The following is a 22589-nucleotide window of genomic DNA, read 5'->3' as shown; positions in this document are numbered from 1 at the left end:
TGGGGTGTCCGGGACTGAACCGATCGGTCCGACATCGAACCGGAGGTCTACGCATGGGTGCCGCACAGCACGATGTCATGGCTCAGCCACCACGGGAACCTCGCGAGCAGGCCGCAGCCGTGTGGCAGCCCCTGCTGTTCCGCGCCGTGGTGTCAGCCGCGTTCGGAGCGCTCACGATCTTCTGGGTGCAGCCGTCAGTCCAGGTGCTGTCGGTGGCCGGCGGGATATATCTGCTGGCGCTCGCCGTCTCGGCTGCCTGGTTGGAGCGGGCAATCGGCCTGCGCTCCAGCGGGGATCGGTGGCTCGTCTCCATCGCGCCCGGGTTCCTGGTTGTCGGTGCCTTCCTCAACCTGTGGATCCACACGGATGCCATGTTCGCCCAGGCGGGCGCCCTTGTCCTGGTGATAGCCGGCGTCGTCGACCTCTACGTTGGCCTGAGGCAGCGCCGCACAAACGTGGTCGCGAAGGATCTCATCGTGGTCGGTACAGTGACCCTCGCCACGGGGGCCCTGCTGCCCATCTTCCAGGGCGCCGGCGCGCACGCACTGCTCGGAGTGGCCGGAGGCGGGGCGGTGATCATCGCCGTCGTCCTGGCAATCGCGTCGCTGGGGTACCGGCATGATGTGCGTCACCCGGCCCCGACGGGTGCCGTCCACCCCGTAAACTAGGACCGGCAGTATTTCTACTCCTCGTAGAAAAGTCAGCCGCAATTTTCCCAAGGAGTAACAGTGTCCAAATCCAGCAGGGGCGTCAAAGGCCCCCTCATTTTCTCTGCCGCCCTGGCCGCGGTCGCCGGAGTCGTGGCGATGATCGTCTCCACTGGTGGGGGTACCAAGGAGTTGCGGGTCGATCTCGGGCTCACGGCGGCGGGAATCGCCTTCATCGCCGCCCTCGTGGTCTGCGCAATGCTGATGATGACTGAAAAGCCGAATGCCGATCACCTCGGTAAGGGCACCGGCATCAACCGCTCGTCGGCGAAGATTCCCGGCGGTGCTGGCAATGTGGACAAGGACGGACAGCCAAAAGGGACGCCGCGCGGCGGTCCGGACAGCACCACCCAGGACTGAACTGCGCCGGTTTCCCGCCTGACCATCGGGCAATAGCGCCCGGACCGCTGGGCCAGGGAAACCCTTTCAGCTGGAGAGATGCCCCAGCAGGGAAGGTGCGGCATAAGCTCGTGGCCAGCCTGGTGGTGGCCTTGTTGGTGGGCTGTCCGGCATCAGCGGCGGCTAGTGCCGCAGCTTATCCCGCCACGGCCTATCCGGCGACCGCTTTCCGGGCCCGATAGGCCTTGACGTGGGTGCGGTTGGCGCAGTTCCCGGTGTCGCAGAACCGTTTGGAACGGTTGCGGCTCAGGTCCAGGACGACGGCGCTGCAGTCCTCGGCCGCGCAGATCCGCAGGCGGTCCATTTCGTGGGTCCGGATGACGTCGATCAGTGCCATCGCCGCCTCCGTTGCCATCCGGTCCTCCAGCGGGGCCTCGGGGCCGGTGGCGTGCAGGTGCCAGTCCCAGTGATCATGACGGACCAGGCGGGGAAGGGCCCTGGCGTCGCTGAGAATCCGGTTGACGCGGACCACGGCGTCGTCCTCCGATGACGTCCAGACCTCTTCCAGCTCCGCGCGCAGACGCAGCACCGCACCGAGTTCGTCTCCGGTCCGCGCCCGCGAACCGGAGAAGTCCTGTTCGGTGAGGAACCGGTCCAGATCAGCCAGGGTGGTCAGCTGATCGGGGTCCTCTTTCCCGGTGTTGATGAGGGCGGCCGCAGAGATCAAGGCAATCTCCGTGTCATTGGCAAAGGCCATGTTGACTCCTGACATTGTTCGGGTCTACTGTCACTACCATAGCTATATTTTGGTCATGACACTAAGAGTTTCGGCGGAGGTTTGGGATGAAGAATGGTGCAGCGGCGGGCCTGTGGTTCGCGGTCATCTCAGCGGCGGCCTTCGGCGTGTCCGGGCCGTTTGCCAAGTCCCTGCTGGAGATCGGCTGGAGCCCGGGCGCCGCGGTGGGTGCACGCATCGGCGGCGCGGCCCTCGTCCTGCTGATCCCGGTGCTCCTTGCCCTGCGTGGACGATGGACGGCACTGCGCGGCAGTTCGCTGACCCTGATCATCTACGGGGTCACGGCTATTGCCCTCTGCCAGTTCTTCTACTTCAGCGCCGTCCAACGGATGTCGGTGGGGGTGTCCCTCCTGCTGGAGTATCTGGCACCGGTATTGATCGTGGGCTGGTTGTGGGCCCGCAGCCGCAAGGCGCCGCGACGCCTCACCGCCGCCGGCTCGGTGACGGCGATGCTCGGCCTGCTTCTGGTGCTCGATCTCACCGCCGATGAGCGGCTGGACCCCATCGGTGTACTTTTTGGACTTGCAGCCGCGGTCTGCCTCGCGGTGTTCTTCCTGATGTCCGCCCGCGCCGACGACGGACTGCCCCCGCTGGTCATGGCCGGCGGTGGCATGGTGGTGGGCGCGGTCGCCATCGGTTTGATGGGGCTGGCCGGCATCATGGACTTCGCCTTCGAGTTTCGCGACGTGACCCTCGCGGGGTGGGAAACCAGCTGGCTGGTGCCGGTGCTTGGCCTGGTGCTGATCTCCACGGTGGTGTCCTACTTCACCGGCATCCTCGCCGCCCGCCAACTCGGATCAAAGGTGGCCTCCTTTGTAGGGCTCACCGAGGTGATGTTCGCGGTGCTCGCGTCCTGGCTCATGCTCGGCGAACTGCCCGGCCCGATCCAGCTCCTCGGCGGACTGCTGATTGTCGGGGGAGTGGTGATGGTGCGGGTCGATGAATTGCGGGCACCAGCGGACGGTACCCCGCCGCTTGACCGGGCGAACGACGTCGAGCCGGTTCCACTGCCCTGACTCCACCGAACCGGGCGCACCGACCACTATGCTGGAGCCCACAGGGAGGTGGGGCGGTTGCTGGATCACAGACCAGGTCAGCGATCGGTCGCCTTCCTGCTGGGCAAACCGCCCAGGGCAGGCACCCTGCTCCCCGAGGTCATTGCGCTGTTGAACGCCGTGGAGGTGGACACAGCTGTTCACCTGCCCCATGACCAGCCGGAGCTACCCGATTGGGTTGCCGGAGTTGACCTGGTGGTCCACCGCGGCCTCAAATGGTCAGCCCTCCGAAGCGTTGCGCAGCTCGCTGAGGCCGGAGTCCCCTGCTGCAACCCGCCCGACGCCGTCGCGCTGACCCGCAAACGGCCAGCCCTGATGGCACTCCTGGGTCAGGCCGGGCTCCCCGTCCCGCTGACCGTGATGGTGCGCCACTGGCAGGACGCACGATCCGCGGCAACCACCCTGAGCGTGATCAAAACGGTGGAGGGAGCGGACGGGCGCGGTGAGAATGTCCTGGCCGGGACTCTGGCCCTGCAAATCTTTGGTGTCGACTTCCTGATGGGGGAGGCTGGTCCCGTGATCGTCGACGTCAACCCGTTCCCCGGGTTCCGCGGCGTGGGAGAGGGTCCGGCCATGATCGCCGAACACCTGCTGGCACGGCTCGACTGAGCAGCTACCTGCCGAAGCGGCGCAGCCGCAGCGAGTTGGCTACCACCAGTACCGAACTGGCGGCCATCGCCGCACCCGCGATCATCGGATTCAGGAGGCCGAGGGCTGCCACCGGAATACCGATCGTATTGTAGAAGAACGCCCAGAAAAGGTTGCTCTTGATCGTAGCCAGCGTCTTCCGGGAGAGTTCGATGGCCTGCGCCACCTGCTCAAGACTGTTGCCCATCACGGTCAGGTCAGCTGCCTCGATCGCCACATCGGTGCCGGATCCCATCGCGATGCCCAGATCCGCCTGTGCCAGGGCAGCGGCATCGTTCACCCCGTCACCTGCCATGGCCACGGTGGCTCCCTCAGCCTGCAGCTTCCGGATCGCCTCGACCTTGCCCTCGGGCAGGACACCGGCGAGGACGTCGTCGGGAGCAATGCCCACCTGGTCCGCCACCCGGCGGGCCACCGACGCGTTGTCACCGGTCAGGAGGATCGGCCGCAGCCCCAACTCCTTGAGCCGCGCGATGGCGGCCGTCGATGATTCCTTCACCGTGTCCTTCAACGAGATCAACCCTGCAACCCGGCCGTCCACAGCCACCCAGATCGCCGTGGAACCGGCATCCTGCAGGTCCTCAAGCGCGGCCAGGTGCTCATCGGTGACAGGGACCGCGTTCTCCTGAAGCCAACCGGACCGCCCGGCGACCACGGTGACCGGACGGCCGCCGTCGTCGACGGTGCCGAGCACTCCGCCGCCGGCTGAGCTCCTGAAGTCGGTCACGGCCGGGTGCCCGGGAGCTGCGGCAGCAATTGCGTGCGCAATGGGGTGCTCGCTGGCCGCCTCCACCGCGGCCGCCAGCGACAGGACGCGGTCCCGTTCGAGGGCGCCCAGGACGACGACGTCGGTCACCGCGAGCTTGCCGGTGGTAACAGTGCCGGTCTTGTCCAGCACAATGGTGTCGACCGTCCGGGTGTCCTCCAGGACCTGCGGTCCGCGGATGAGGATACCCATCTGGGCGCCGCGGCCGGAGCCGGTGAGCAACGCCGTTGGCGTGGCCAGACCCAGCGCGCAGGGGCAGGCAATCACGAGGACGGCGACGGACGCCGTGAACGCAGACTCCACATCGCCGGTCAGCACCATCCACGCGATGAAGGTCAGGACGGCAATGGCCAGCACGATCGGGACGAACACCGCACTGATCCGGTCCGCGAGCCGCGCGATGGGAGCCTTCCCGCTCTGGGCCTGGCTGACCAGGCGACCCATCTGCGCCAGAGTGGTTTCGCTGCCCACCCGGGTAGCGCGGATTACCAGCCGTCCGGAGGTGTTGATGGTGGCACCCGTGACGACGTCGTCAACGTCCACCTCGACCGGCAGGGACTCGCCGGTGATCAGGGAGGTGTCGACGGAGCTGGAGCCGTCGATGACGACTCCATCGGTAGCGATCTTCTCGCCGGGGCGCACCACAAACTCGTCCCCGTGGACCAGGGAATCAGCTGGCACCCTCACCTCGGAGCGGCGTCCGTCCTGATTCCGAAGGACTGTCGCATCCTTGGCTCCGAGGCTCAATAGGGCCTTGAGCGCTTCGCCGGCACGCTGTTTGGCGTTGGCTTCCAGATAGCGGCCCAACAGGAGGAAGGTGACCACCACGGCTGCAACCTCGAAGTAGAGGGAGTGGTCGCTCATCGACATGCCGGCGTGCTCGGTGATCGACGGGTCGGCCAGCAATTGCCAGGCAGAGAAGAGGAAGGCTGCGGTGACGCCGATCGACACCAGGGTGTCCATCGTCGACGCCAGATGCCGGGCATTGATGGCGGCGGCCCGGTGGAAGGACCAGGCGGACCAGGTGACCACCGGCAGGGTCAGGGCGAAGACCACCCAGCCCCAGTGCGGGAACTGGGCCGCTGAGACCATCGAGATGATCGCGATGGGCAGGGTCAGCACGGCAGCGACGATCAGCCGGGGGCGCAACTGAGCTGCCGTTCCACCGTGGGCGAGGTGGTCGGACTCTCCGGGGTGGGTGCCTTCCAGGGCAGGATCGGCAGCCGGCCCCCGCCCCGGAGCGCTGTGGACCCGCTTTTTAAGTTGGGCGGTGTATCCGGTCGCCTGCACCGTGTCGACGATGTCCTGATCGGTTATGGTGTCGGGGACTGTGACGGTGGCGGACTCCAGCGGCAGGTTGACGCTCGCCTGGACCCCCTCAAGTTTCCCGAGTTTGCGCTCCACCCGTCCCACGCAGGAGGCACAGGTCATTCCCTGGATGTCGAGCTCGACAATCCTGGTGGGGGTGGTGGGAAGCTGGTCGGTGCTCATGGGGGTCCTTCGGGTGGCTCCGGTGGGGGTGGGGTGCTAGGCGTCGTTGGCTACGACCAGGTAGCCGGCCTCGGCTACCGCCTCGCCAACCTGCTCTGGGTCGAGGTCCGTGGTGGAGGTGACGGTGGCAGTGGAAATGCCGCCCTTGTTCAGGTCGACCGTGACCTTCTCGACGCCGTCGAGTGCGCTGATCTCTTCACTGACGGCGTCGACGCAGTGGCCGCAGGTCATTCCGGAGATGTTGACGGTGGTAATGCTCATGGTGGTGCTCCTTCGGGTGTGGGAGGGTTTTACCTCAACAGTCGACTAATCGCCGCTGAGGCTTCCTGTACTTTTTCCTGGACAATTTCGGGGTTCCCGGTGAGTTGGGATTCATTGGCGGCGCCCACCACGCAATGAGCGATGTGCTCCTCCAGCAGGCCGATACTCACCGCGTGGAGTGCCTTGTTGATAGCGGACACCTGGGTGAGGACGTCAATGCAGTACTTGTCCTCCTCGATCATCCGCGCGATACCGCGGACCTGGCCTTCGATGCGGCGCAAGCGCCGCAGATAGGCGTCCTTGTCGGCGGTGTATCCGTGTTCTACGGTGGTTTCGGTCATCTGGTCCTCCTCGGTGCCATCTCAAAGTATACCCCCCACCCGTATAAATCAAGCACCCTTGGGGGGTATTTCTGTCTTCTCAGGGAACGTCGAGCCTCATGTAATACGTTAGAGAGACGAGATAGATCTGATGAGCAAGGAAAAAGGTAGATGACCCTGCACCTCGAGACGTGGCAGAAACGCGCGCTCATTGCCCTGGCCGGAGCGCTGGTGCTCTCCCTTTTTGTCCTCGCGTTTGTGGCAGGCCGGGTCGGAACCGGAGTGGAACATCCCGCAGCGAACAGTGCCGACGCGGGTTTTGCGCGCGACATGCAGATTCATCACACGCAGGCGGTCGAAATGTCGCGGCTGGTGCGTGACCGCACCGATGACGAGGTGGTGCGGGTTATCGCCTATGACATCGCAATGACCCAGCAGCACCAGATCGGCCAGATGTATGCCTGGCTCCAGGAGTGGGGGCTCCCCCAGAGCTCCTCCGCTCCCAACATGGCCTGGATGGAGGGATCGATGGATCACCATGGTGGAGGCAGCATGCTCCGCGACGACGGGCTGATGCCCGGCATGGCCACCGATGCGCAGATGCAGGAACTGGCCGACGCGTCGGGGGTGGAGGCGGAGCGGATCTTCCTGACCCTGATGATCACCCACCATGAAGCGGGGGCCGTGATGGCTCAGGCTGGGGCAGAGCTCGCCGAGGAGTCCCGGGTCAAGGTTGCTGCCGGGAAAATGGCTGAAGCCCAGGTCGCCGAGATCACGGCGATGGAAGACATGCTGGACGAGCTGACGTAACACCGACGGTACATTTGTTGTAGACCCACCCACGGAAAAAAGGATTCACGCGTTGAATAAGAAGCGAGCTCAGGACAATGCCGACCGCCAGGCACGGCTGGCGGCCATCCAGTCCAAGCAACGGGCCAGCGACCGGAAGCGCACCACTTTGATCCTCGGTGGTATCGGTGCGGTGGTCGTGGCCATCATCGTTGCGGTGACCATTGTGATCGTTGGACAGGTCCGGGAGAACCAGCGGATCGAAGAACTCGCGAGCCAGCCCATTGAGGGCCTGCAGGAGTTTGAGGACCTCAGCTTCAACCACATCGATGCGCCGGTCGAATATGAGCAATCCCCTCCTGTCGGTGGCGACCACAACGCGACCTGGACCAACTGTGGTGTCTACCCGTTTGAGATCCCGAACGAGAACACCGTCCACTCGTTGGAGCATGGCGCTGTCTGGATCACCTACCAGCCGGACCTCCCCCAGGCCGAGATCGACGCCCTCACCGACCTGGTGGGCTCCAGCGGATACGTGCTGCTCAGCCCCTATGCCGATCAGGAATCCCCCGTCATGATGAGCGCCTGGGGCCTGCAGCTCGGCGTCGATTCCGCCGATGACGACCGCCTTGCGGTCTTCCTTGAGCGGTACATCCAGGGTGAGCAGACCCGCGAGCCAGGCGCTGCCTGCTCGGGTGCCCTCACCCCGACGGCCTAGGTTCCTGCCAGACGACCAAACGCATCGGCGCGCCGCAGGAGCCATTCCGGATCCCTAGGCGCGCCGCAGGCTCCAGAGAGCCAGCGCCGACGCAAACACCATCAGCGCGGCACCAATCCCGGAGGTCAGCACCACCCCGCTGTCGAAGGCGTGGAACGCTGAGTCCAGCAGTTGGCTACCGCCGTCGGCCGGGAGTTCAGCGGCAATGTTGACCGCCCCGCCAAGGGTTTCGGTCGCCGTGGTGGCCTGCTCAGGGCTGAGTCCCGTGGGCAGGACAAGGTTGCGCTGGTACGAGGCGAGCAGCACGCTGCCCAGCAGCGCCGTGCCGAAGACCGAGCCCACTTCGTACGCCGTTTCGGAGACCGCTGACGCCGCCCCGGCCTTTTCGGCGGGCACGGTGGCGAGGATCAGGTCGTTGGACACCGTTTCGGAGGCCCCGACCCCCACGCCGAGCAGCATGAAGGCGAACAGCAGGATTGCGGCGGAGCCGCCCTGGCCGGTGACCGCGACGAAGGCGTAGGCGGCCGCCGAGAGCAGGAGGGCAACGGGCACCACGATCCGTGGTGGTACCCGGCGCACCACCGGCACCACGGCCAGGCCAGCGATGATCGTCATCACCAGCCCGGGTACCAGAATCAGGCCGGCGCTGAGTGGGCTGAGTCCGAGGACCAATTGCAGGTGCTGGGAGACGAAGTAGATGAAGCCGACCAGCGAGAAGATCGCCAGCAGGTTCACCAGCACCGCACCGGTAAATGCACGCACCGTGAACAACCGCACATCCAGCATGGGGTTGGATCGTCCGAGTTGCCGCCTGACAAACAGTGTGCCCGCGGTGAGCCCGATGACGACGGCGGCAACGGTCACCGTCACGGAGTCGCCCTTCGCGAAGTTCTTGATCGCGAACACGATGGGCAGCATTGTCGAAACGGACAGGACGATGCTCGCATAATCGACGCGGCCGGGGTTGGGGTCTTTGGATTCCGGGACCAGCGCCGGGGTGAGGGCCAACATCAGCACCAGCACCGGAACGGCCAGCAGGAACACCGACCCCCACCAGAAGTGTTCAAGCAGGGCGCCGCCGACCAGTGGTCCCATGGCGGCGCCAGCCGAGAAACCCGAGGCCCAGATGGCAATGGCCAGGCGTCGCTGGTTGCGGTCGGTGAAAATGTTCCGGAGCAGGGAAAGGGTCGACGGCATCAGCATCGCGCCGAAGACACCGAGGCCCACCCGGGAGGCGACGAGCAGCTCGGCCGTGGGCGAGTAGGCCGCGGCGACCGAGAAGACAGCAAAGCCGATGGCCCCAATAATGAGGAGCCGACGACGGCCGAACCGGTCACCGAAGCTGCCCATGGCCACCAGCAGGCCGGCCAGGACCAGCGGATAACTGTCGATGATCCATAGCAGCGTGGTCCCGCTGGTGTTGAACGCCAGCGAGATGGCCGGGGTGGCGAATGCGAGCACCGTGTTGTCGACGGCCACCAGGAGGACGGGGAGCATGAGGACAGCCAGGGCTGTCCATTCGCGCCGGCCAGCCCGGCCAACAGGAGGTGTGAGTGCGGCCGCTCCGGTAGTCGGCTGGGAGAGATGGGTCGAGTTGCTCATCCATCGAGACTATACCGTCCAGCCGGTACAGTAAAGCCGGATGGAACGTTACGATGGACACATGGCTAGTTCCAAAGAGCGCATCCTCGACAGTTTCGAGAACATCCTTATCCGCGACGGGGAGCGGGCCGCCACCATGGAAGCAGTGGCGGCCGCAGCCGATGTCTCCAAGGGGGGCCTGCTGTATCACTTCCCGTCGAAGGAGGCGCTGGTGGATGCGCTGGGGGAACGGCTGCTCTCGCTATCAGCGCGGGACCGGGGGCTGATGGCCGCTGACCCCGACGGGGCGGCCCGCTACTACGTTCGAACCTCGGTGTATGAGGACAGCGCCCTGGACCGGGCGCTGGTGGCGATGGCCCGGTTGGCGCAGCAGGGCCACCCCAAGGCGCAGCAGAACTTCGCCCAGATTCAGGCCCTCTGGCTGGCGGCCCTCGAAGCGGCGCTGGGTAGCCATACGGTGGCCCGCGCGGTGAAGCTGATGGGCGACGGGCTCTACTATGAGGCTGCCTTCTTTGCCGTCAGCGGCGCGAACCAGCAGGGTGCCGATGAAATGGAGCAACTCCTCGAGCTGGTGGATCTACTGCGGTCTTCGGACCGCGGCGGCGCCTGACCCCGCTACTGATCCAACAGCTCGGCCGCCAGCCTACGGATCCGATCGTCCAGGTTGTTTTGCACCCGGTGGACTCCGGCAGGGTCCAAGTCGGCTGGGTCCTCAACCTGCCAGTCCTCGTAGCGCTTTCCCGGATAGATGGGGCAGGTGTCGCCGCAGCCCATGGTGATGACGACGTCGGCGGCGCGGACCACATCGTAGGTCAGGGGCTTCGGGAAATCCGCTCCAAGATCAATCCCGAGTTCGTTCATGGACTCCACGACATTCGTATTGAGTGTCTCTGCTGGCATCGAGCCGGCTGAGCGAACGTTGACGCGACCCTCGGCGTAGTGCCTGAGGAGGCCTGCCGCCATCTGTGAGCGGCCGGCATTCTGGACGCAAACAAAAAGGACCTCAGGCTTACCGCTGGGACGGATGCCCTGGGCGTGCGCCAGAGCGTCCAGCCGGTCTTCAGCGAAATGCTTGGTGATCGACGCGAGGTAGGTCTTGATCTTCGCGGTCCGCGCGAGGGCTGCATACGACTCAAAAACGTAACGGTCCACCATCTCCGGGCTGAATACGCCGTCGAACTTCTTGGCCAGTTCGGCGCTGATCCGGTGCAGCACATGATCGTCGTTGATCAAGCCGGGCATCGGGTTGGGTCGGGTGGACATCAGCTGCTCCTTGGGGCGAATCGTCGGTGTGGTGTCCGGCGGGTTATCAGTAGTCGGGGTCGTTCGATCGACCGTGCAGCGTTCCAGTCGGGACGCCAATGGTCACCAGTTGGTCGGCACCACAGCAGCTGTCGGTCCCGGCTTCCGTAGACGGTGCGGGAGCGTCGCAGGAGCCGCCCAGATCGGTGCTGCAGACTCCCGTTTCCGGGAGGTCCAACTGGACGTCGTCGGCGGCGGCTGTGTCGCCGGCGATCTCCGCCACCACCGACCGCACCTGCTCATAGCCGGTGGCGAGCAGGAACGTGGGGGCCCGGCCGTAGCTCTTCATCCCGACCAGGTAGAAATCCTTGTCGGGGTGGGCGAGTTCTTTCGCGCCGTGGGCAGGCACGGTGCCGCAACTGTGGAACTCGGGGTCGATGAGCGGTCCGAGCGCACGCGGAGCTTCCACTGCCGGGTCCAGCTCCAGACGGAGTTCGCGCAGGATGTCCAGGTCCGGGCGGAAGCCTGTAGCTGGAATCAGGACGTCCACCTCGACGGCGTCATCGGCGGTGTGGACGGTGAGCGCGTCGCCCGCCGTGAAGCCGGTAATGGTGAAGGATGTCCTGAGTTCCACCACGCCGTCGTCGACCAGTTTGCGCAGCCGGGCGCCAAGCTGGCCCCGTGCTGGCAGCCCGTCGAGGTCGCCGCCTCCATAGAGCCGTTCCGCGGATCCGGTGCCGCGGACGGCCCAGATAATGGACGTGGCGCCGGAAGCCCTGGCTACCTGGCCCAGCGCAATCAGGGTATTCGCGGCCGAGTGCCCGGCGCCCACCACCATCACCCGCTTGCCTTCGAACTTCTCCCGGTCCGCACCGGTGACGTCCGGCAGCGGTCGGGTGATGAACTGCCGCGCAGCGGTTTCCCCATGGGCGGGGAGTCCACCCTGGCCGAGGGGGTTTGGCCGGTGCCAGGTCCCGGAGGCATCGATGACCGCCTGGGCCAGATGGTCCTCGACGCCGTGGGGGCCTTCGACCCGGACCAGGAACGGTTGGGTGTCGCGGCCCTTGATGCGGGTCTTGTCCATGCCTTGGCGGGTCACGGCGATGACCCGGGTGTTGAGGTGCAGTTTCTCGGCGATCGCTGGCACGGCGGCGAGTGGCTCCACGTAGTCGGCCACCAGTTCGGAGCCGTAGGGGAGCGCTGTGCCCCGCGGCGAAGTCCAGCCCGTGGGCTCCAGCAGGCGGCGTGCGGCGGCGTCAACGTTGAACTGCCAGGGGGAAAACAGGCGGATATGGCCCCAGTCGCTGATGGCGGCTCCCGCCGTCGGGCCGGCCTCGAAGATCAGCGGCTGCAACCCGCGCTCAAGGGTGTGGGCCGCGGCGGCGAGACCGATTGGACCCGCACCGATGATGACGACTGGGAGAGCGCTCATGCGGGGAGCAGCTCTGCGATCAGGGCCTCCACGCGGCCTTTGATGGTGTCGCGGATCGGGCGCACAGAGTCGACGCCCTTGCCCGCCGGGTCCTCGAGCACCCAGTCCTCGTAACGTTTGCCCGGAAAATAGGGGCACTCATCGCCGCAGCCCATGGTGACCACGACGTCGGAGTCCTTCACGGCGTCGGCCGTCAGAACCTTGGGGATCTCGGCGGACATGTCGATGCCGACTTCGCGCATCGCCTCCACCGCCGACGGGTTGATGGAGTCGGCCGGCTGTGATCCGGCGGAGCGCACCTCGATCCTGCCCTCGGACAGGGTGGTCAGGAAGGCGGCGGCCATCTGTGAACGGCCAGCGTTGTGGACGCAGACAAAGAGGACCGAGGGTTTGGTCAGAGAATCAGACATGTGAGCTTTCCTTTGCGGGTGTCAGGGGTTCGGTGGCGAAGAAGCGCTTCCGCGCCCACAGGGCTACATAGACCAGTGCAACAAGGACCGGAACCTCAATCAAGGGCCCAACGACACCGGCCAGCGCCTGGCCGCTCGTCACCCCGTAGGTGCCGATGGCGACCGCGATGGCCAATTCGAAGTTGTTTCCGGCTGCCGTGAACGCCAGCGTGGTGGTTTTGGCGTACCCGAGGTTCATCAGCTTGCCGATCACCATGCCCGCGGCGAAGACCACCAGGAAGTAGATCAGGAGGGGCAGGGCGATGCGGGCGACGTCGAGCGGGCGGGCGAGGATCTCATCGCCCTGGAGGGCGAAGAGGATCACGATGGTGAACAGCAGTCCGTAGAGGGCCCAGGGCCCAAGCCTGGGAAGGAACCGTTCTTCGTACCAGTCACGCCCCTTGGCGCGCTCGCCGATGGTCCGGGTCAGGAAGCCGGCCAGCAGCGGTATGCCCAGGAAAATGAGGACGCTGAGGGTGATGGCCCAGAAGGAGAAGTCAGCACTGCTGGTTGGCAGTCCCAGCAGGCTGGGGAGTCCCTGCAGGTAGAACCAGCCCAGCGCGCCGAAGGCGAAGACCTGGAAAACCGAGTTGATGGCGACGAGCACCGCTGCCGCCTCACGGTCGCCGCAGGCAAGATCGTTCCAGATCATCACCATGGCGATGCAGCGGGCGAGCCCCACGATGATCAGGCCGGTGCGGTACTCGGGCAGGTCAGGGACAAAGACCCACGCCAGAACAAACATGAACGCCGGCGCGGCGACCCAGTTGATCACCAGCGAGGTGATCATGAGCTTCCGGTCCTTGATCACCGCGCCGGTCTGGTCGTAGCGGACTTTGGCAAGTACCGGGTACATCATCACCAGCAGGCCGACGGCGATGGGCAGGGACACCGAGCCGATGGCCAGTGAGTCAAGGGCGCCGGCCATGCCGGGAACGAACTGACCGAGGGCGATGCCCAGCACCATGGCGGCGATGATCCAGGCCGGGAGTAGCCGATCGAGTGTGGACAATCTGCCGGCCGGTTCGGCAGCAGGAAGGGTTTGGGTACTCAAGGGGCTCCGATGAACTTCGTGGGATGACCATCAATAAATCGATGGTCGTCGATGCCTGAAGTATTTCCCAACACATCGACGAATGTCAATGTCGGTGCATAATGGATGGATGACTACCGCAGTGACTGGACACCCCGACACCCTGACCGCCTGCTGCACCCCCACGGGCGAGCCGGCGATGTCGAAGGAGACGGCGTCGTCGTTGGCTGCACAGTTCAAGGCCATCGCTGACCCCAACCGGCTGCGGATGGTGTCGATTATCTCCTCCAGCGAGAACTCCGAGGCCTGCGTCTGCGACATCACCGAACCACTGAATCTCGGGCAATCGACCGTCTCGCACCACCTGAAGATCCTCGTTGACGCGGGTGTCCTGACCCGGGAGAAGCGCGGCGTCTGGGCCTACTATTCGCTGGTTCCCGGCGCTCTGGACAGCCTCGCCGGAGCGCTCACCGGCCGCCCCTGGCCTCTGGTACCCTGACCCGGGGCTGGACTGCGGAAAATACGGCGGGTTACCGCTGGAAGGAGTACCCCATGGAGAACAGTGTCTGGCAGGGGCACGTCTTTATCGGGATGAGCGTCGATGGGATGATTGCCCGCGCCGACAATGCCCTCGACTGGCTTACCGGGAGCGCCGACACTCCGGCTGACGGCGCAAATGATCCCGAGGCGGCAGGGTTCACCGAGTTCATGCAGCTGGTTGACCACCTGGTAATGGGACGCAGCACCTACGAGATCGTGAAATCCTTCGGCGAATGGCCCTACGGGGACACCCCGGTTCTGGTGCTCAGCACCACCCTGGAGTCCGCCGACCCCCGGATCGTGGTGGTCAAGTCCCTTGCGGAGGCACTGGCCCGGCTCGACGAGGACGGCGCCCGGCACGTCTACGTCGACGGCGGCCGGACAGTCCGGACGTTCCTGGCAAAGGGCCTCATCAACACGCTGACCCTCACCAGGGTGCCGGTGCTGATCGGCGACGGCAAACCCCTCTTCGGTTCCCTACCGGCCGATATCCCGCTGACCCACGAGGAAACGAAGGTGCTCGCCGGAGGCGCCGTCCAGACCCGTTACCGGGTCAAAACTGGCTAGAGCGCCACAGGAAAGTGGCGGGGCCGCATACCAGTGGTGGAGTTACCACTAGGCTGCTGCTCCGCCACTTTTCCGGACCGGTGGAACCTAGGTAAGCGGCGAAAACTCGATCCACCGCGGCCCCGCCGAGCAGTCCAGGCTCTCGCGTTCGCGCAGCCCGCCGCTCTCCGGGTCGATCGCGTAGAGAGTCAGTCCACCCGAAGCCTCCCCGCACGCCAGAAGGAACCCACCCGTCGGATCGATGTTCATCCCGCGGGGTTGCGCCTGGGTCGGAACGGTGTCGACAAGGGCCAGTGTTCCATCGGCACCAACCGCGACGACGGCGATCGTGCTGCTGGAACGTTCGGTGCTGTACAGGAAGCGACCGTCGGGCGAGACCTGCAGTTCAGCGCACCAGATGGCGTTGGCGGCGGGTTCGGGCCCGGACCCGTCCCGGACCCGACCCGGCACGAGGTTCAGCTCAGGGGACACCGAGGAGATCCGCTGCTGCTCGATCAGGGCCCCGCTCCCGGCATCCCGGGCATAGGCTGCGATTTCCCCCGACATCTCGTGGAGCGCATACAGGGTGTCCCCAGCAGGCGAGAAGCGGAGGTGCCGCGGTCCACTGCCGGTCGGGGTGGCAATCTGGCCGCGGTTGGTCAATGCAGAGGTAACCGGGTCCAGGGTCCACCACACGATCAGGTCATCACCCAGGGCGGTGGCGTAGGCAAACCGGCCGTCGGGGCTGGTGACAACAGCGTGGGCATGTTCACCCGGTGCCTCGGTGGAGGTGGTGTCGGAAAGGATGCCGCCGTCGGCGTCGAGGTTCATCACACTGACCAGGTGGTCGTTGTAGGAGGCGCCGAGCAGTGCGTTGCCCGCCGGGCTGACACTGAGGTACGCCATTCCCGCCGGCAGGTCCGCGTCCGGGCCAGGGGTGAGGGCGCCGTCCCGTCCGCCGATGGTCAGGGATCGCACCGTCGGCGGGCTGGTGGCCAGCGCGGCATACAGGACGCGGCCCTCGGGGTGCATCGCGAGGCACTGAACCTTTGACTCCAACGCCAGGGACGGGCCGGACGTCAGGGCCCCTGCCCCGGTGTCCAGCTGGAAGGTGTCAATGCTCTGGGCATCGGCGCAGGCAACATGAACAGCGAATCGAGTCATACTCAACACCCTAGCAACAGCCCGCATGGCGTTGCCGGTGTGCAAGCATTGCAGCGGAGCAGATGCACCAAGGGTGCAGGAGAAGGAGCCGCAGTGCACGTCCAATTGGTCTTCCCACATCAGCTCTTCGAGGAGCACCTCGAGGCGCCCACGTCGGACCGTTTCATCATGGTGGAGGACGACCTCTTTTTCCGGCACTACCGCTTTCATCAACAGAAGCTGGTGCTTCACCGGGCCAGCATGCGCCTCTTTGCGCAGCGGCTGCGGGACGCCGGCTACACCGTGGACTACCTGGAGTCCTCGGCTGAGGCTTCCAGTCAGGACCGCCTGGGTACCCTGCTCGGCGAATTCGACGCCACCGGGTGTAGCTACTTCGACGTCGTCGACGACTGGCTGAGCCAGCGGCTCGCCGCGACTCTTGGCGAGCGTGGACTGTCCCCGGAGATCCAGATCAGCCCGGGATTCCTGCTGAGTCCGGACGATCTCACGGGATATTTCAGGAACAACGGCTGGCGGATGCAGAACTTCTACGAGTGGCAGCGGCTCCGCCTCGGCATCCTGGTTGAGCCCGACGGCGGCCCGGTCGGTGGGCGCTGGAGCTTCGATACCGAGAACCGGAAGAAGCTCCCCCGGGGGATCACGGTGCCGGAGCTGCCCCGGTTCGACCCCGACGACGCGGTACGGGACGCTATCGACTGGGTGGCCAGGGAGTTCCCCGACAATCCGGGCACTGCCGGGAAGTTCAACTGGCCGGTCACCCACCAGCAGGCCGCTGGTGCGCTCGAGGCGTTCCTGAACGACCGGTTCTCCAACTTCGGCCCCTACGAGGACGCCATCTCCGCCCCCGATTCCTTCCTGTTCCATTCGGCGCTGAGCTCCAGCCTGAACCTCGGGCTGCTCAGCCCGCTAGAGGTGATGGATGTGGCCCTGGACCATGCTGGTCGGCATGACACGCCGATCGCCAGCGTCGAGGGGTTCGTCCGGCAGGTCATCGGCTGGCGCGAGTACATGAGGGCCGCCTATCTGCTGCGGGGCCGAGAAATGCGCACCAGCAACACCCTCGGGTTCGATCGCACCCTCGACGACGGCTGGTGGACCGGGGAGACCGGGCTGGAGCCGGTCGACGTCGTCATCCGGCGCGTCGCGGACACCTGCTACGCGCACCATATTGAACGGTTGATGGTGCTGGGCAACGCGATGGCACTGCTCCGGATCGACCCTGACGCCGTCAACGAATGGTTCATGGCCATGTTCATTGACGCCTACGACTGGGTGATGGTCCCCAACGTCTATGCGATGAGCCAGTACGCGGCCGGGAGCATGATCACCACCAAGCCCTACGTGAGCGGCAGCAACTACCTGAAGAAAATGAGCAACTTCCCGGCCGGCCCCTGGCAGGACAGCTGGGACGCGCTGTACTGGCAGTTCGTCAGCGACCACCGCGAAGTGTTCAGCCGCAACCCCCGTTCGTCGATGATGGTGAGCCTCTACGACAAGTTCGACGACGAGAAGAAGGCCCGCCTGCGGGCGGAAGCAGGGCGGTGGTTGTGAGGCAACGGAGTGCATCCCCACCGGTTGTTACAGCAGCCAGGCTCGCGACCTTTCACCCACTGACCCTCACCTAGCGGCATAATCAGGGGCGTGAGGCTTCTTCAGAGCGGCGCCGTCTACCTCCGGGACAACTGGATCAACCTGCTGTGTGCCCTGGCCCTGGCGTCCTTGGCGTTGACCCCGTCGCTGGTGCCCCGGCCCACCGTGTTCCAGGGATTCCTTGCGGGACTGTGGCTCATGCTCGGCTTCCAGCTGGGGTTCGCCCTCCGTGGCCTGGGCCGCGTTGCAGCCCGGAGATTCGGGCCCGTCGCGCCCCGTCGACAGCCCAGGGCGACCGTACCGCCGCGATCCGCGGTGCGGCTGGGGCTCATGGTGGGCGCCGGTGTGGTCGCCTATGCGGTCGGGTACGGGGCGCTGGTGATGTCATGGCAGAACGAGGTCCGTGCGCTGGTGGAGATGGAGCCGATTGATGGGCCCGGGTACCTGGCCGCCTTCCTGAGCATGCTGGCTACGGGCGCCCTGTGCTTCGGGATTTTCCGTGGGATTTCCGGGGTCCGCGCTCTGGTGTCACGGGTGGTGGCCCGGCGCGGGGCGTCGCCGCGGGCCGCCCGCTGGGTCGGGCGGGGTGCGGGACTCGCAGTGACGGTTGTCCTGGTGGCTGTCCTGGTGGGTGCAGGACTGGTCGCCGTCGGCCAGATCTACGAGGGGCGCGATGCGCAGACCCTCGCCGGTAGTGGACAGCCGACAGTGGCTACCAGATCGGGGTCGCCCCAGTCGGCGCTCGAGTGGGATGGCCTGGGCCGCCAGGGGCGTGCATTTGCCGGTGGCGGACCCAGTGCAGCGAATATCGGGGCGGTGACGGGGACCTCCGCCGTCGAGCCTGTTCGCGTCTACGCTGGACTTTCGCAGGGTGCGAGTGTGGTGGAACGAGCCGATCTGGTTGTCGAGGAACTGGAGCGTGCTGGCGGGTTCGACCGCGAGGTGTTGCTGGTGGCGACGCCCACCGGGTCCGGGTGGCTCGAACCGCAGGCCATCGCCTCACTGGAGTATCTGTACGGCGGTGATACGGCAACAGCGTCGATGCAGTACTCCTTTCAACCCAGCTGGGTGTCCTTCCTGTTCGATCCGGAACTGGCCGCCGATTCCAGCCGTGCCCTCTTCGACGCTGTGTATGAGCGCTGGGAGGGACTCCCTGAGGACACCAGGCCCCGCCTCGCGGTGTATGGACTCAGCCTGGGTGCGCAGGGAATGCAGGGCAGCTTCGCGGGTCTGGCTGATCTGCTCTCCCGCACCGACGCCGCCCTGTTCACCGGTCCACCAGCAAACTCACAACCGTGGCGCACCCTGCAGGAAAACCGCGATGCGGGAAGTCCCGTCTGGCAACCCACCTACCAACAGGGCAGGGATGTGCGCTGGCAGTCCAAGCCGGGGGACTTCGGGCAGCTCGGTGGAGAATGGCGGCAACCTCGGCTCGGATACCTGCAGCACGCCACCGACCCCATTACCTGGCTTGATCCCGCGGTGATGATTCAGCGGCCCGAGTGGCTGGCCGGACCTGCTGCGACGGGAGGTCGCGGTGCTGACGTGAGCGATTCGATGCGGTGGATTCCGGGGGTGACCTTCCTGCACCTGGTGACCGACATGCTGGTCAGCGAAGCGGTTCCGCCCAACCACGGCCACAATTTTGGCGATGTTGCAGTCGATGGGTGGGCGCAAGTACTACCGGGTCATGGCCGCAGTTCCGAGCAGCTGGCAGTAATCCAGTCCGTCATTGAACGGATCGACACCCACGATCCGATCTGGGAGTAGTCACTGGGTGCCCAAGCGCCTGAGACCACCCGCTACGGGTGAGCCTTGACCGCGACGGAGGTGGAACGATTGACGCATCAAGCGGCAAGCAAGTCCCAGCGAGTGAGGTCCTCATGATCCGGTTTCTCTTCCATACCCTCATCAATCTGGTGACTGCGGCCATCGGTCTTCTCATCGCCAGCTGGATTGTCCCCGGGGTAATCCTGCAGCCAGCGGGCTTCATTGTCGCCGTCCTGGTGTTCGCAGTCGCGCAGGGCATCTTGGGGCCATTCGTGTTCAACATGGCGCGGCAATACGCATCGCCCATCCTGGGAGGGATCGGGCTCGTCACCACGCTGATCGCCCTGTTCATTGCCTCGTTCTTTGACGGCGGCCTCCAGATTCGGGGAGTCTCAGCCTGGGTGCTTGGAACCCTGATCGTATGGATTGTCACCGCCCTCGGCGGGTGGATCCTCGGCGCCATCTTCCTCGAGAAGAGAAGCGAGCAACGCAAGGCACAAGCACACTAGCGTCCGGCCCAGCGAAGTAGTCCTTGCGCAAATGAGACCTGATGAAAGTAGTCCGATCCGCTGGTCGCCGGATCAACTGCGTACTAAGGTGGAATGGTTAGCGTCAGACGGGTAGAGGGCGTCTGTCAATGTGCAGAATTCATTAAAGGAATCACTCATGACTGAAAACACCTCCCCAGAAGTTCAGGGAAACCACAACATCCGGGATTGGGCGGATCTCGCCGAGGAAATGTGGAGCTACCTCACCGGCAAGGGCGCAGCGGTGAACTACAGCTTCATCGATATGACTGTTGAAGTGCCCCGGGACATCGGTCCGGACGCGCCCCGCGCCACCTGGAAGTTGAACGGAACCCTGCGGGTCACCACCAGTGACAACGACGCCGCGGGTTCCGATACCCACCGCAGCTGAGTCATGGGAGCGAAAATCCGGCTGGAGATTGATCTCCAGTTTTCGGTGACCGATCCAACAACTGCCGACCAGGACTCAACCACCGTCTCGGGAACCGTGACAGCCAACGGTTCAACGGTGGAGGTCTACCTCGACAAGCCCGAGGCGTTTGGTGGGACCACCGCGCCCACCCTCGAAGCTGTCCGGGAACTCGCGAAGTCCCTCGCTAGCAGGGGTGTCGCGGTGTCGGTCACGGGTCCGAAGGGAAACCTGGTGAGCCTGGGTGCGGTCGACGTGTCACGGGTGCAGCGGCTCCTGACCCGCTCCCCGCACATCCGGCTGGGATCCGTCGGTGCCCTCGCGCCGCTGGCGAAAAGCATCCGCAGCTCCTCGTCGTCGGCGTCATCGGGCCTGGTGCCGCCGTCGACACCGTTTCCGCTGGTGCCCACTGTCAACCGGATGATCCGTCGGAAGGTCACCACCACCCACCACACCCCCGGGAGTGGGCGGGCCCGGCTGATCTTCGTTCAGGACTCCGCGAGCTGGAACGGCCAGGTGCCCCGCGAGTTCAATCTCCTGCCCGCTACCACCAGGATCGGCAGCGCCGATGACGTCGACCTGCTTCTGCCCGGGCTGGAGGAACTGCACGCCGAGGTGGTCCACAACGACGACGACGAGTACGTGCTGATTCCGCACGGACCCGTCAGCGGCGGGATCAACCCTGCCGGGCCGTCGGTGCTCCGGACCGGCGCGCGGATTCAACTCGGGCCCTGGTGCCTCGCATACTTCCGCGAGGAGTACGCCGATCATGGTCGGCCGTTCGGCGGCCGAAGCGGTGGCGAGCTGGCGTACCAGCGGCCGCAATTTGATCCACGGACCGGACGCTCCGAGGGGGACGGTTCGGAAGGCGTCGGGGACTTCCGCCGCCGCCCGCGCTGAGCCGGCCCGGTGGATAGCATCGAGCTGCTCCTTGACGACGCCTCGGAGCAGCTCGTCCGTCATGACTGGGACGCCCTTCTCGCGGCTGGCCTGCCCAGCCGGGCGTCCCACACCTCCCCGCATAACCGGCCGCATATCACCCTGGTGGCAGCCCCGGCCATCACCGCCGACCGGGATGACCGGGTGGGTGAGGGGTCGGGGTTTCCGCTGACCTTCGGGTGCTCCGGTATCCTGCTTTTCAACGCTGGCCGGAGAGGATACGTCCTGGCCCGCCAGGTGGTGTGCGGCGCTGACCTGTTGGCGCTGCACCGCCGCGTGCACGACGTCGGCCAGATCGATGCTCCCGCAGGCACCACACTGCCGGACGTATGGGTCCCGCACATCACCCTCGCCAACGCTGTGCCGCCGGAGCGCCTCGCCGACGCGCTCGCGGTCCTGTCCACGACGATGTTGGAGGGGCAGCTGGTGGCGATGCGGCGGTGGGACAGCCGCGCAAAAACTGTCACGGCGCTGGGCTGATCGGCCCCCTAGGTGAGGAGCCAGGCGATGACGATCAGGGCCGGCACCGACAACATCGAGGAAATCAGGATCACGTCCCGGGCGACCGTAAGCCCCCGGTTGTAGCGGCCGGCGAACAGGAACACGTTTTGGGCTGCCGGCAGTGCCGCCATCACCACGGCACCGAACACCAGTTCGTCATCCAGCCGGAAGGCGAACTTGCTAAGCAGGTAGGCCGACGCGGGCATGATGAAAACCTTGATCACCGTGGCCACGATGACCTCGGTGCGGCCCTCGCTGGCCCGCAACGGCCGGCTACCGCGCAACGACATGCCAAACGCCAGCAGCACCAGGGGTACTGCCGCACCACCGAGCAGTTCCAACGGTTCCCAGATCAGCTGCGGTACGTCGAGCTGGGCCCAGCCCACGGCCAGGCCGAGGAACGATGCGATGATCATCGGGTTGCGGAACGGCTGGGTGAGGATGTTGGCCACCGATGGTTTCCGCCCCGAGGAGAGATCGAGGATGGTCAGGTACAGCGGGGTGAGGATAAGCAACTGCACCAGCAGGACAGGGGCCACCGCCGTGGCGTTGCCGAGTGCGTAGACGGCGATGGGAATGCCAATGTTGTTGGCGTTGACGATCGACCCGCCCATGGCACCGATCACGGTCTCCGCGGCAGGACGGCGGAACCAGATCCGACTGACAACTACGTACAGGAGCGCGGCGAAGACAGCGGTAATCAGGGCGATCGGCAGGTACGCGGACACGACGGCGGTGAGGTCAGCCCGAGCCAGGATGGTGAAGAGAAGCGCCGGGTTGGTGATGAAGAAGGCCGTCTGGGTGAGTGCCTTGACCGTCTCCGGACCGCCGATCCGCAGGCGGGCAGCGATATAGCCGGCCATGATCACGGCACCGACGATCGCGAAACCTGCCAGTACGCCGCTCAACACTTCCTCCAGCCACACATGCATTCCGGGTGACGCACGCCCCGCAA

General features: G+C 65.5%; 26 protein-coding genes. 15 read left to right on the top strand and 11 right to left on the bottom strand.

Annotated features, from left to right (window positions below):
* Positions 1–53 precede the first annotated feature (53 nt).
* Together IWX64_RS10240 and IWX64_RS10235 are read left to right on the top strand one after the other, a co-directional pair.
* Positions 54–668, top strand: coding sequence for a hypothetical protein (locus IWX64_RS10240; protein ID WP_196867028.1), 615 nt, complete (start codon positions 54–56; stop codon positions 666–668).
* Between the two features lie 60 nt (positions 669–728).
* Positions 729–1067, top strand: a complete 339-nt coding sequence (locus tag IWX64_RS10235) for a hypothetical protein (protein WP_196867027.1) — start codon at positions 729–731, stop codon at positions 1065–1067.
* A gap of 190 nt (positions 1068–1257) precedes the next feature.
* On the opposite strand, the gene IWX64_RS10230 is transcribed toward IWX64_RS10235, so the two are convergent.
* Positions 1258–1803 carry a CGNR zinc finger domain-containing protein gene (locus IWX64_RS10230; protein ID WP_196867026.1) on the bottom strand — a complete coding sequence of 182 codons (546 nt, stop codon included), beginning with the start codon at positions 1801–1803 and terminating at the stop codon, positions 1258–1260.
* 86 nt (positions 1804–1889) lie between these two features.
* Here IWX64_RS10230 and IWX64_RS10225 point away from each other — a divergent pair, with 86 nt between their 5' ends.
* A complete protein-coding gene (locus IWX64_RS10225; protein ID WP_196867025.1) occupies positions 1890–2858 on the top strand; it encodes an EamA family transporter in 969 nt (322 codons plus the stop codon).
* Between the two features lie 57 nt (positions 2859–2915).
* Complete coding sequence (locus IWX64_RS10220; protein WP_196867024.1) at positions 2916–3506, top strand: hypothetical protein; 591 nt, start codon at positions 2916–2918, stop codon at positions 3504–3506.
* A 4-nt stretch (positions 3507–3510) separates the two neighbouring features.
* Here the strand turns inward: IWX64_RS10220 and IWX64_RS10215 are convergent, their stop codons facing one another.
* From IWX64_RS10215 to IWX64_RS10205, 3 genes are read right to left on the bottom strand one after another with little or no spacing between them, the layout of a single operon-like run.
* On the bottom strand, positions 3511–5802 hold the full coding sequence (locus IWX64_RS10215; RefSeq protein WP_196867023.1) for a heavy metal translocating P-type ATPase: 2292 nt from the start codon (positions 5800–5802) through the stop codon (positions 3511–3513).
* 36 nt (positions 5803–5838) lie between these two features.
* Positions 5839–6063 (bottom strand): heavy-metal-associated domain-containing protein, encoded by a 225-nt coding sequence (locus IWX64_RS10210; protein ID WP_196867022.1) that lies wholly within the window; start codon positions 6061–6063, stop codon positions 5839–5841.
* Between the two features lie 29 nt (positions 6064–6092).
* Positions 6093–6404 (bottom strand): metal-sensitive transcriptional regulator, encoded by a 312-nt coding sequence (locus IWX64_RS10205; protein ID WP_196867021.1) that lies wholly within the window; start codon positions 6402–6404, stop codon positions 6093–6095.
* A 150-nt stretch (positions 6405–6554) separates the two neighbouring features.
* Here IWX64_RS10205 and IWX64_RS10200 point away from each other — a divergent pair, with 150 nt between their 5' ends.
* Together IWX64_RS10200 and IWX64_RS10195 are read left to right on the top strand one after the other, a co-directional pair.
* Positions 6555–7193, top strand: a complete 639-nt coding sequence (locus tag IWX64_RS10200; protein ID WP_196867020.1) for a DUF305 domain-containing protein — start codon at positions 6555–6557, stop codon at positions 7191–7193.
* Between the two features lie 52 nt (positions 7194–7245).
* Entirely contained in the window at positions 7246–7890 is a 645-nt protein-coding gene (locus IWX64_RS10195) for a DUF3105 domain-containing protein (RefSeq protein WP_196867019.1), read from the top strand.
* A 54-nt stretch (positions 7891–7944) separates the two neighbouring features.
* Here IWX64_RS10195 and IWX64_RS10190 read toward each other — a convergent pair whose 3' ends face one another.
* The gene (locus tag IWX64_RS10190; RefSeq protein ID WP_196867018.1) at positions 7945–9492 is read right to left on the bottom strand and encodes an MFS transporter; all 1548 of its coding nucleotides are present in this window, start codon (positions 9490–9492) and stop codon (positions 7945–7947) included.
* 61 nt (positions 9493–9553) lie between these two features.
* Here IWX64_RS10190 and IWX64_RS10185 point away from each other — a divergent pair, with 61 nt between their 5' ends.
* Positions 9554–10102, top strand: coding sequence for a TetR/AcrR family transcriptional regulator (locus tag IWX64_RS10185; RefSeq protein ID WP_196867017.1), 549 nt, complete (start codon positions 9554–9556; stop codon positions 10100–10102).
* A gap of 5 nt (positions 10103–10107) precedes the next feature.
* Here the strand turns inward: IWX64_RS10185 and IWX64_RS10180 are convergent, their stop codons facing one another.
* From IWX64_RS10180 to arsB, 4 genes are read right to left on the bottom strand one after another with little or no spacing between them, the layout of a single operon-like run.
* Positions 10108–10755, bottom strand: coding sequence for an arsenate reductase ArsC (locus IWX64_RS10180; protein WP_196867016.1), 648 nt, complete (start codon positions 10753–10755; stop codon positions 10108–10110).
* A 46-nt stretch (positions 10756–10801) separates the two neighbouring features.
* The gene (locus IWX64_RS10175; RefSeq protein ID WP_196867015.1) at positions 10802–12166 is read right to left on the bottom strand and encodes an NAD(P)-binding domain-containing protein; all 1365 of its coding nucleotides are present in this window, start codon (positions 12164–12166) and stop codon (positions 10802–10804) included.
* Entirely contained in the window at positions 12163–12576 is a 414-nt protein-coding gene (locus IWX64_RS10170) for an arsenate reductase ArsC (protein ID WP_196867014.1), read from the bottom strand. Before IWX64_RS10170 ends, IWX64_RS10175 begins: the two co-directional genes overlap by 4 nt.
* Positions 12569–13669, bottom strand: a complete 1101-nt coding sequence (arsB, locus tag IWX64_RS10165; RefSeq protein ID WP_196867013.1) for an ACR3 family arsenite efflux transporter — start codon at positions 13667–13669, stop codon at positions 12569–12571. Before arsB ends, IWX64_RS10170 begins: the two co-directional genes overlap by 8 nt.
* A gap of 109 nt (positions 13670–13778) precedes the next feature.
* Between arsB and IWX64_RS10160 the strand changes: the two genes are divergently transcribed.
* Both IWX64_RS10160 and IWX64_RS10155 read left to right on the top strand, forming a co-directional pair.
* Entirely contained in the window at positions 13779–14147 is a 369-nt protein-coding gene (locus tag IWX64_RS10160) for an ArsR/SmtB family transcription factor (protein WP_196867012.1), read from the top strand.
* Between the two features lie 53 nt (positions 14148–14200).
* The gene (locus IWX64_RS10155; RefSeq protein ID WP_196867011.1) at positions 14201–14755 is read left to right on the top strand and encodes a dihydrofolate reductase family protein; all 555 of its coding nucleotides are present in this window, start codon (positions 14201–14203) and stop codon (positions 14753–14755) included.
* 87 nt (positions 14756–14842) lie between these two features.
* On the opposite strand, the gene IWX64_RS10150 is transcribed toward IWX64_RS10155, so the two are convergent.
* On the bottom strand, positions 14843–15898 hold the full coding sequence (locus IWX64_RS10150) for a lactonase family protein (RefSeq protein ID WP_196867010.1): 1056 nt from the start codon (positions 15896–15898) through the stop codon (positions 14843–14845).
* Positions 15899–15991: 93 nt separating this feature from the next.
* Between IWX64_RS10150 and IWX64_RS10145 the strand changes: the two genes are divergently transcribed.
* The 6 genes from IWX64_RS10145 (at position 15992) to IWX64_RS10120 (ending at position 21613) form a co-directional block, all read left to right on the top strand.
* Entirely contained in the window at positions 15992–17449 is a 1458-nt protein-coding gene (locus tag IWX64_RS10145; protein WP_196867009.1) for a cryptochrome/photolyase family protein, read from the top strand.
* A gap of 90 nt (positions 17450–17539) precedes the next feature.
* Positions 17540–19258, top strand: coding sequence for an alpha/beta-hydrolase family protein (locus IWX64_RS10140; protein WP_196867008.1), 1719 nt, complete (start codon positions 17540–17542; stop codon positions 19256–19258).
* A 113-nt stretch (positions 19259–19371) separates the two neighbouring features.
* Positions 19372–19767, top strand: a complete 396-nt coding sequence (locus IWX64_RS10135) for a phage holin family protein (protein WP_196867007.1) — start codon at positions 19372–19374, stop codon at positions 19765–19767.
* A gap of 157 nt (positions 19768–19924) precedes the next feature.
* On the top strand, positions 19925–20176 hold the full coding sequence (locus IWX64_RS10130) for a hypothetical protein (protein ID WP_196867006.1): 252 nt from the start codon (positions 19925–19927) through the stop codon (positions 20174–20176).
* Between the two features lie 3 nt (positions 20177–20179).
* Positions 20180–21094, top strand: coding sequence for an FHA domain-containing protein (locus IWX64_RS10125; protein ID WP_196867005.1), 915 nt, complete (start codon positions 20180–20182; stop codon positions 21092–21094).
* Positions 21095–21103: 9 nt separating this feature from the next.
* A complete protein-coding gene (locus tag IWX64_RS10120; protein WP_196867004.1) occupies positions 21104–21613 on the top strand; it encodes a 2'-5' RNA ligase family protein in 510 nt (169 codons plus the stop codon).
* A gap of 8 nt (positions 21614–21621) precedes the next feature.
* Here IWX64_RS10120 and IWX64_RS10115 read toward each other — a convergent pair whose 3' ends face one another.
* The gene (locus IWX64_RS10115) at positions 21622–22542 is read right to left on the bottom strand and encodes an AEC family transporter (protein ID WP_196867003.1); all 921 of its coding nucleotides are present in this window, start codon (positions 22540–22542) and stop codon (positions 21622–21624) included.
* Positions 22543–22589 lie beyond the last annotated feature (47 nt).

Origin of the sequence: Arthrobacter sp. CAN_A212 (genome assembly GCF_015752345.1) — a bacterium.
Lineage (GTDB): Bacteria > Actinomycetota > Actinomycetes > Actinomycetales > Micrococcaceae > Arthrobacter_D.
The sequence above is the reverse complement of the archived record's forward strand: the minus strand, read 5'-3'. Positions and strand labels throughout refer to the sequence as shown.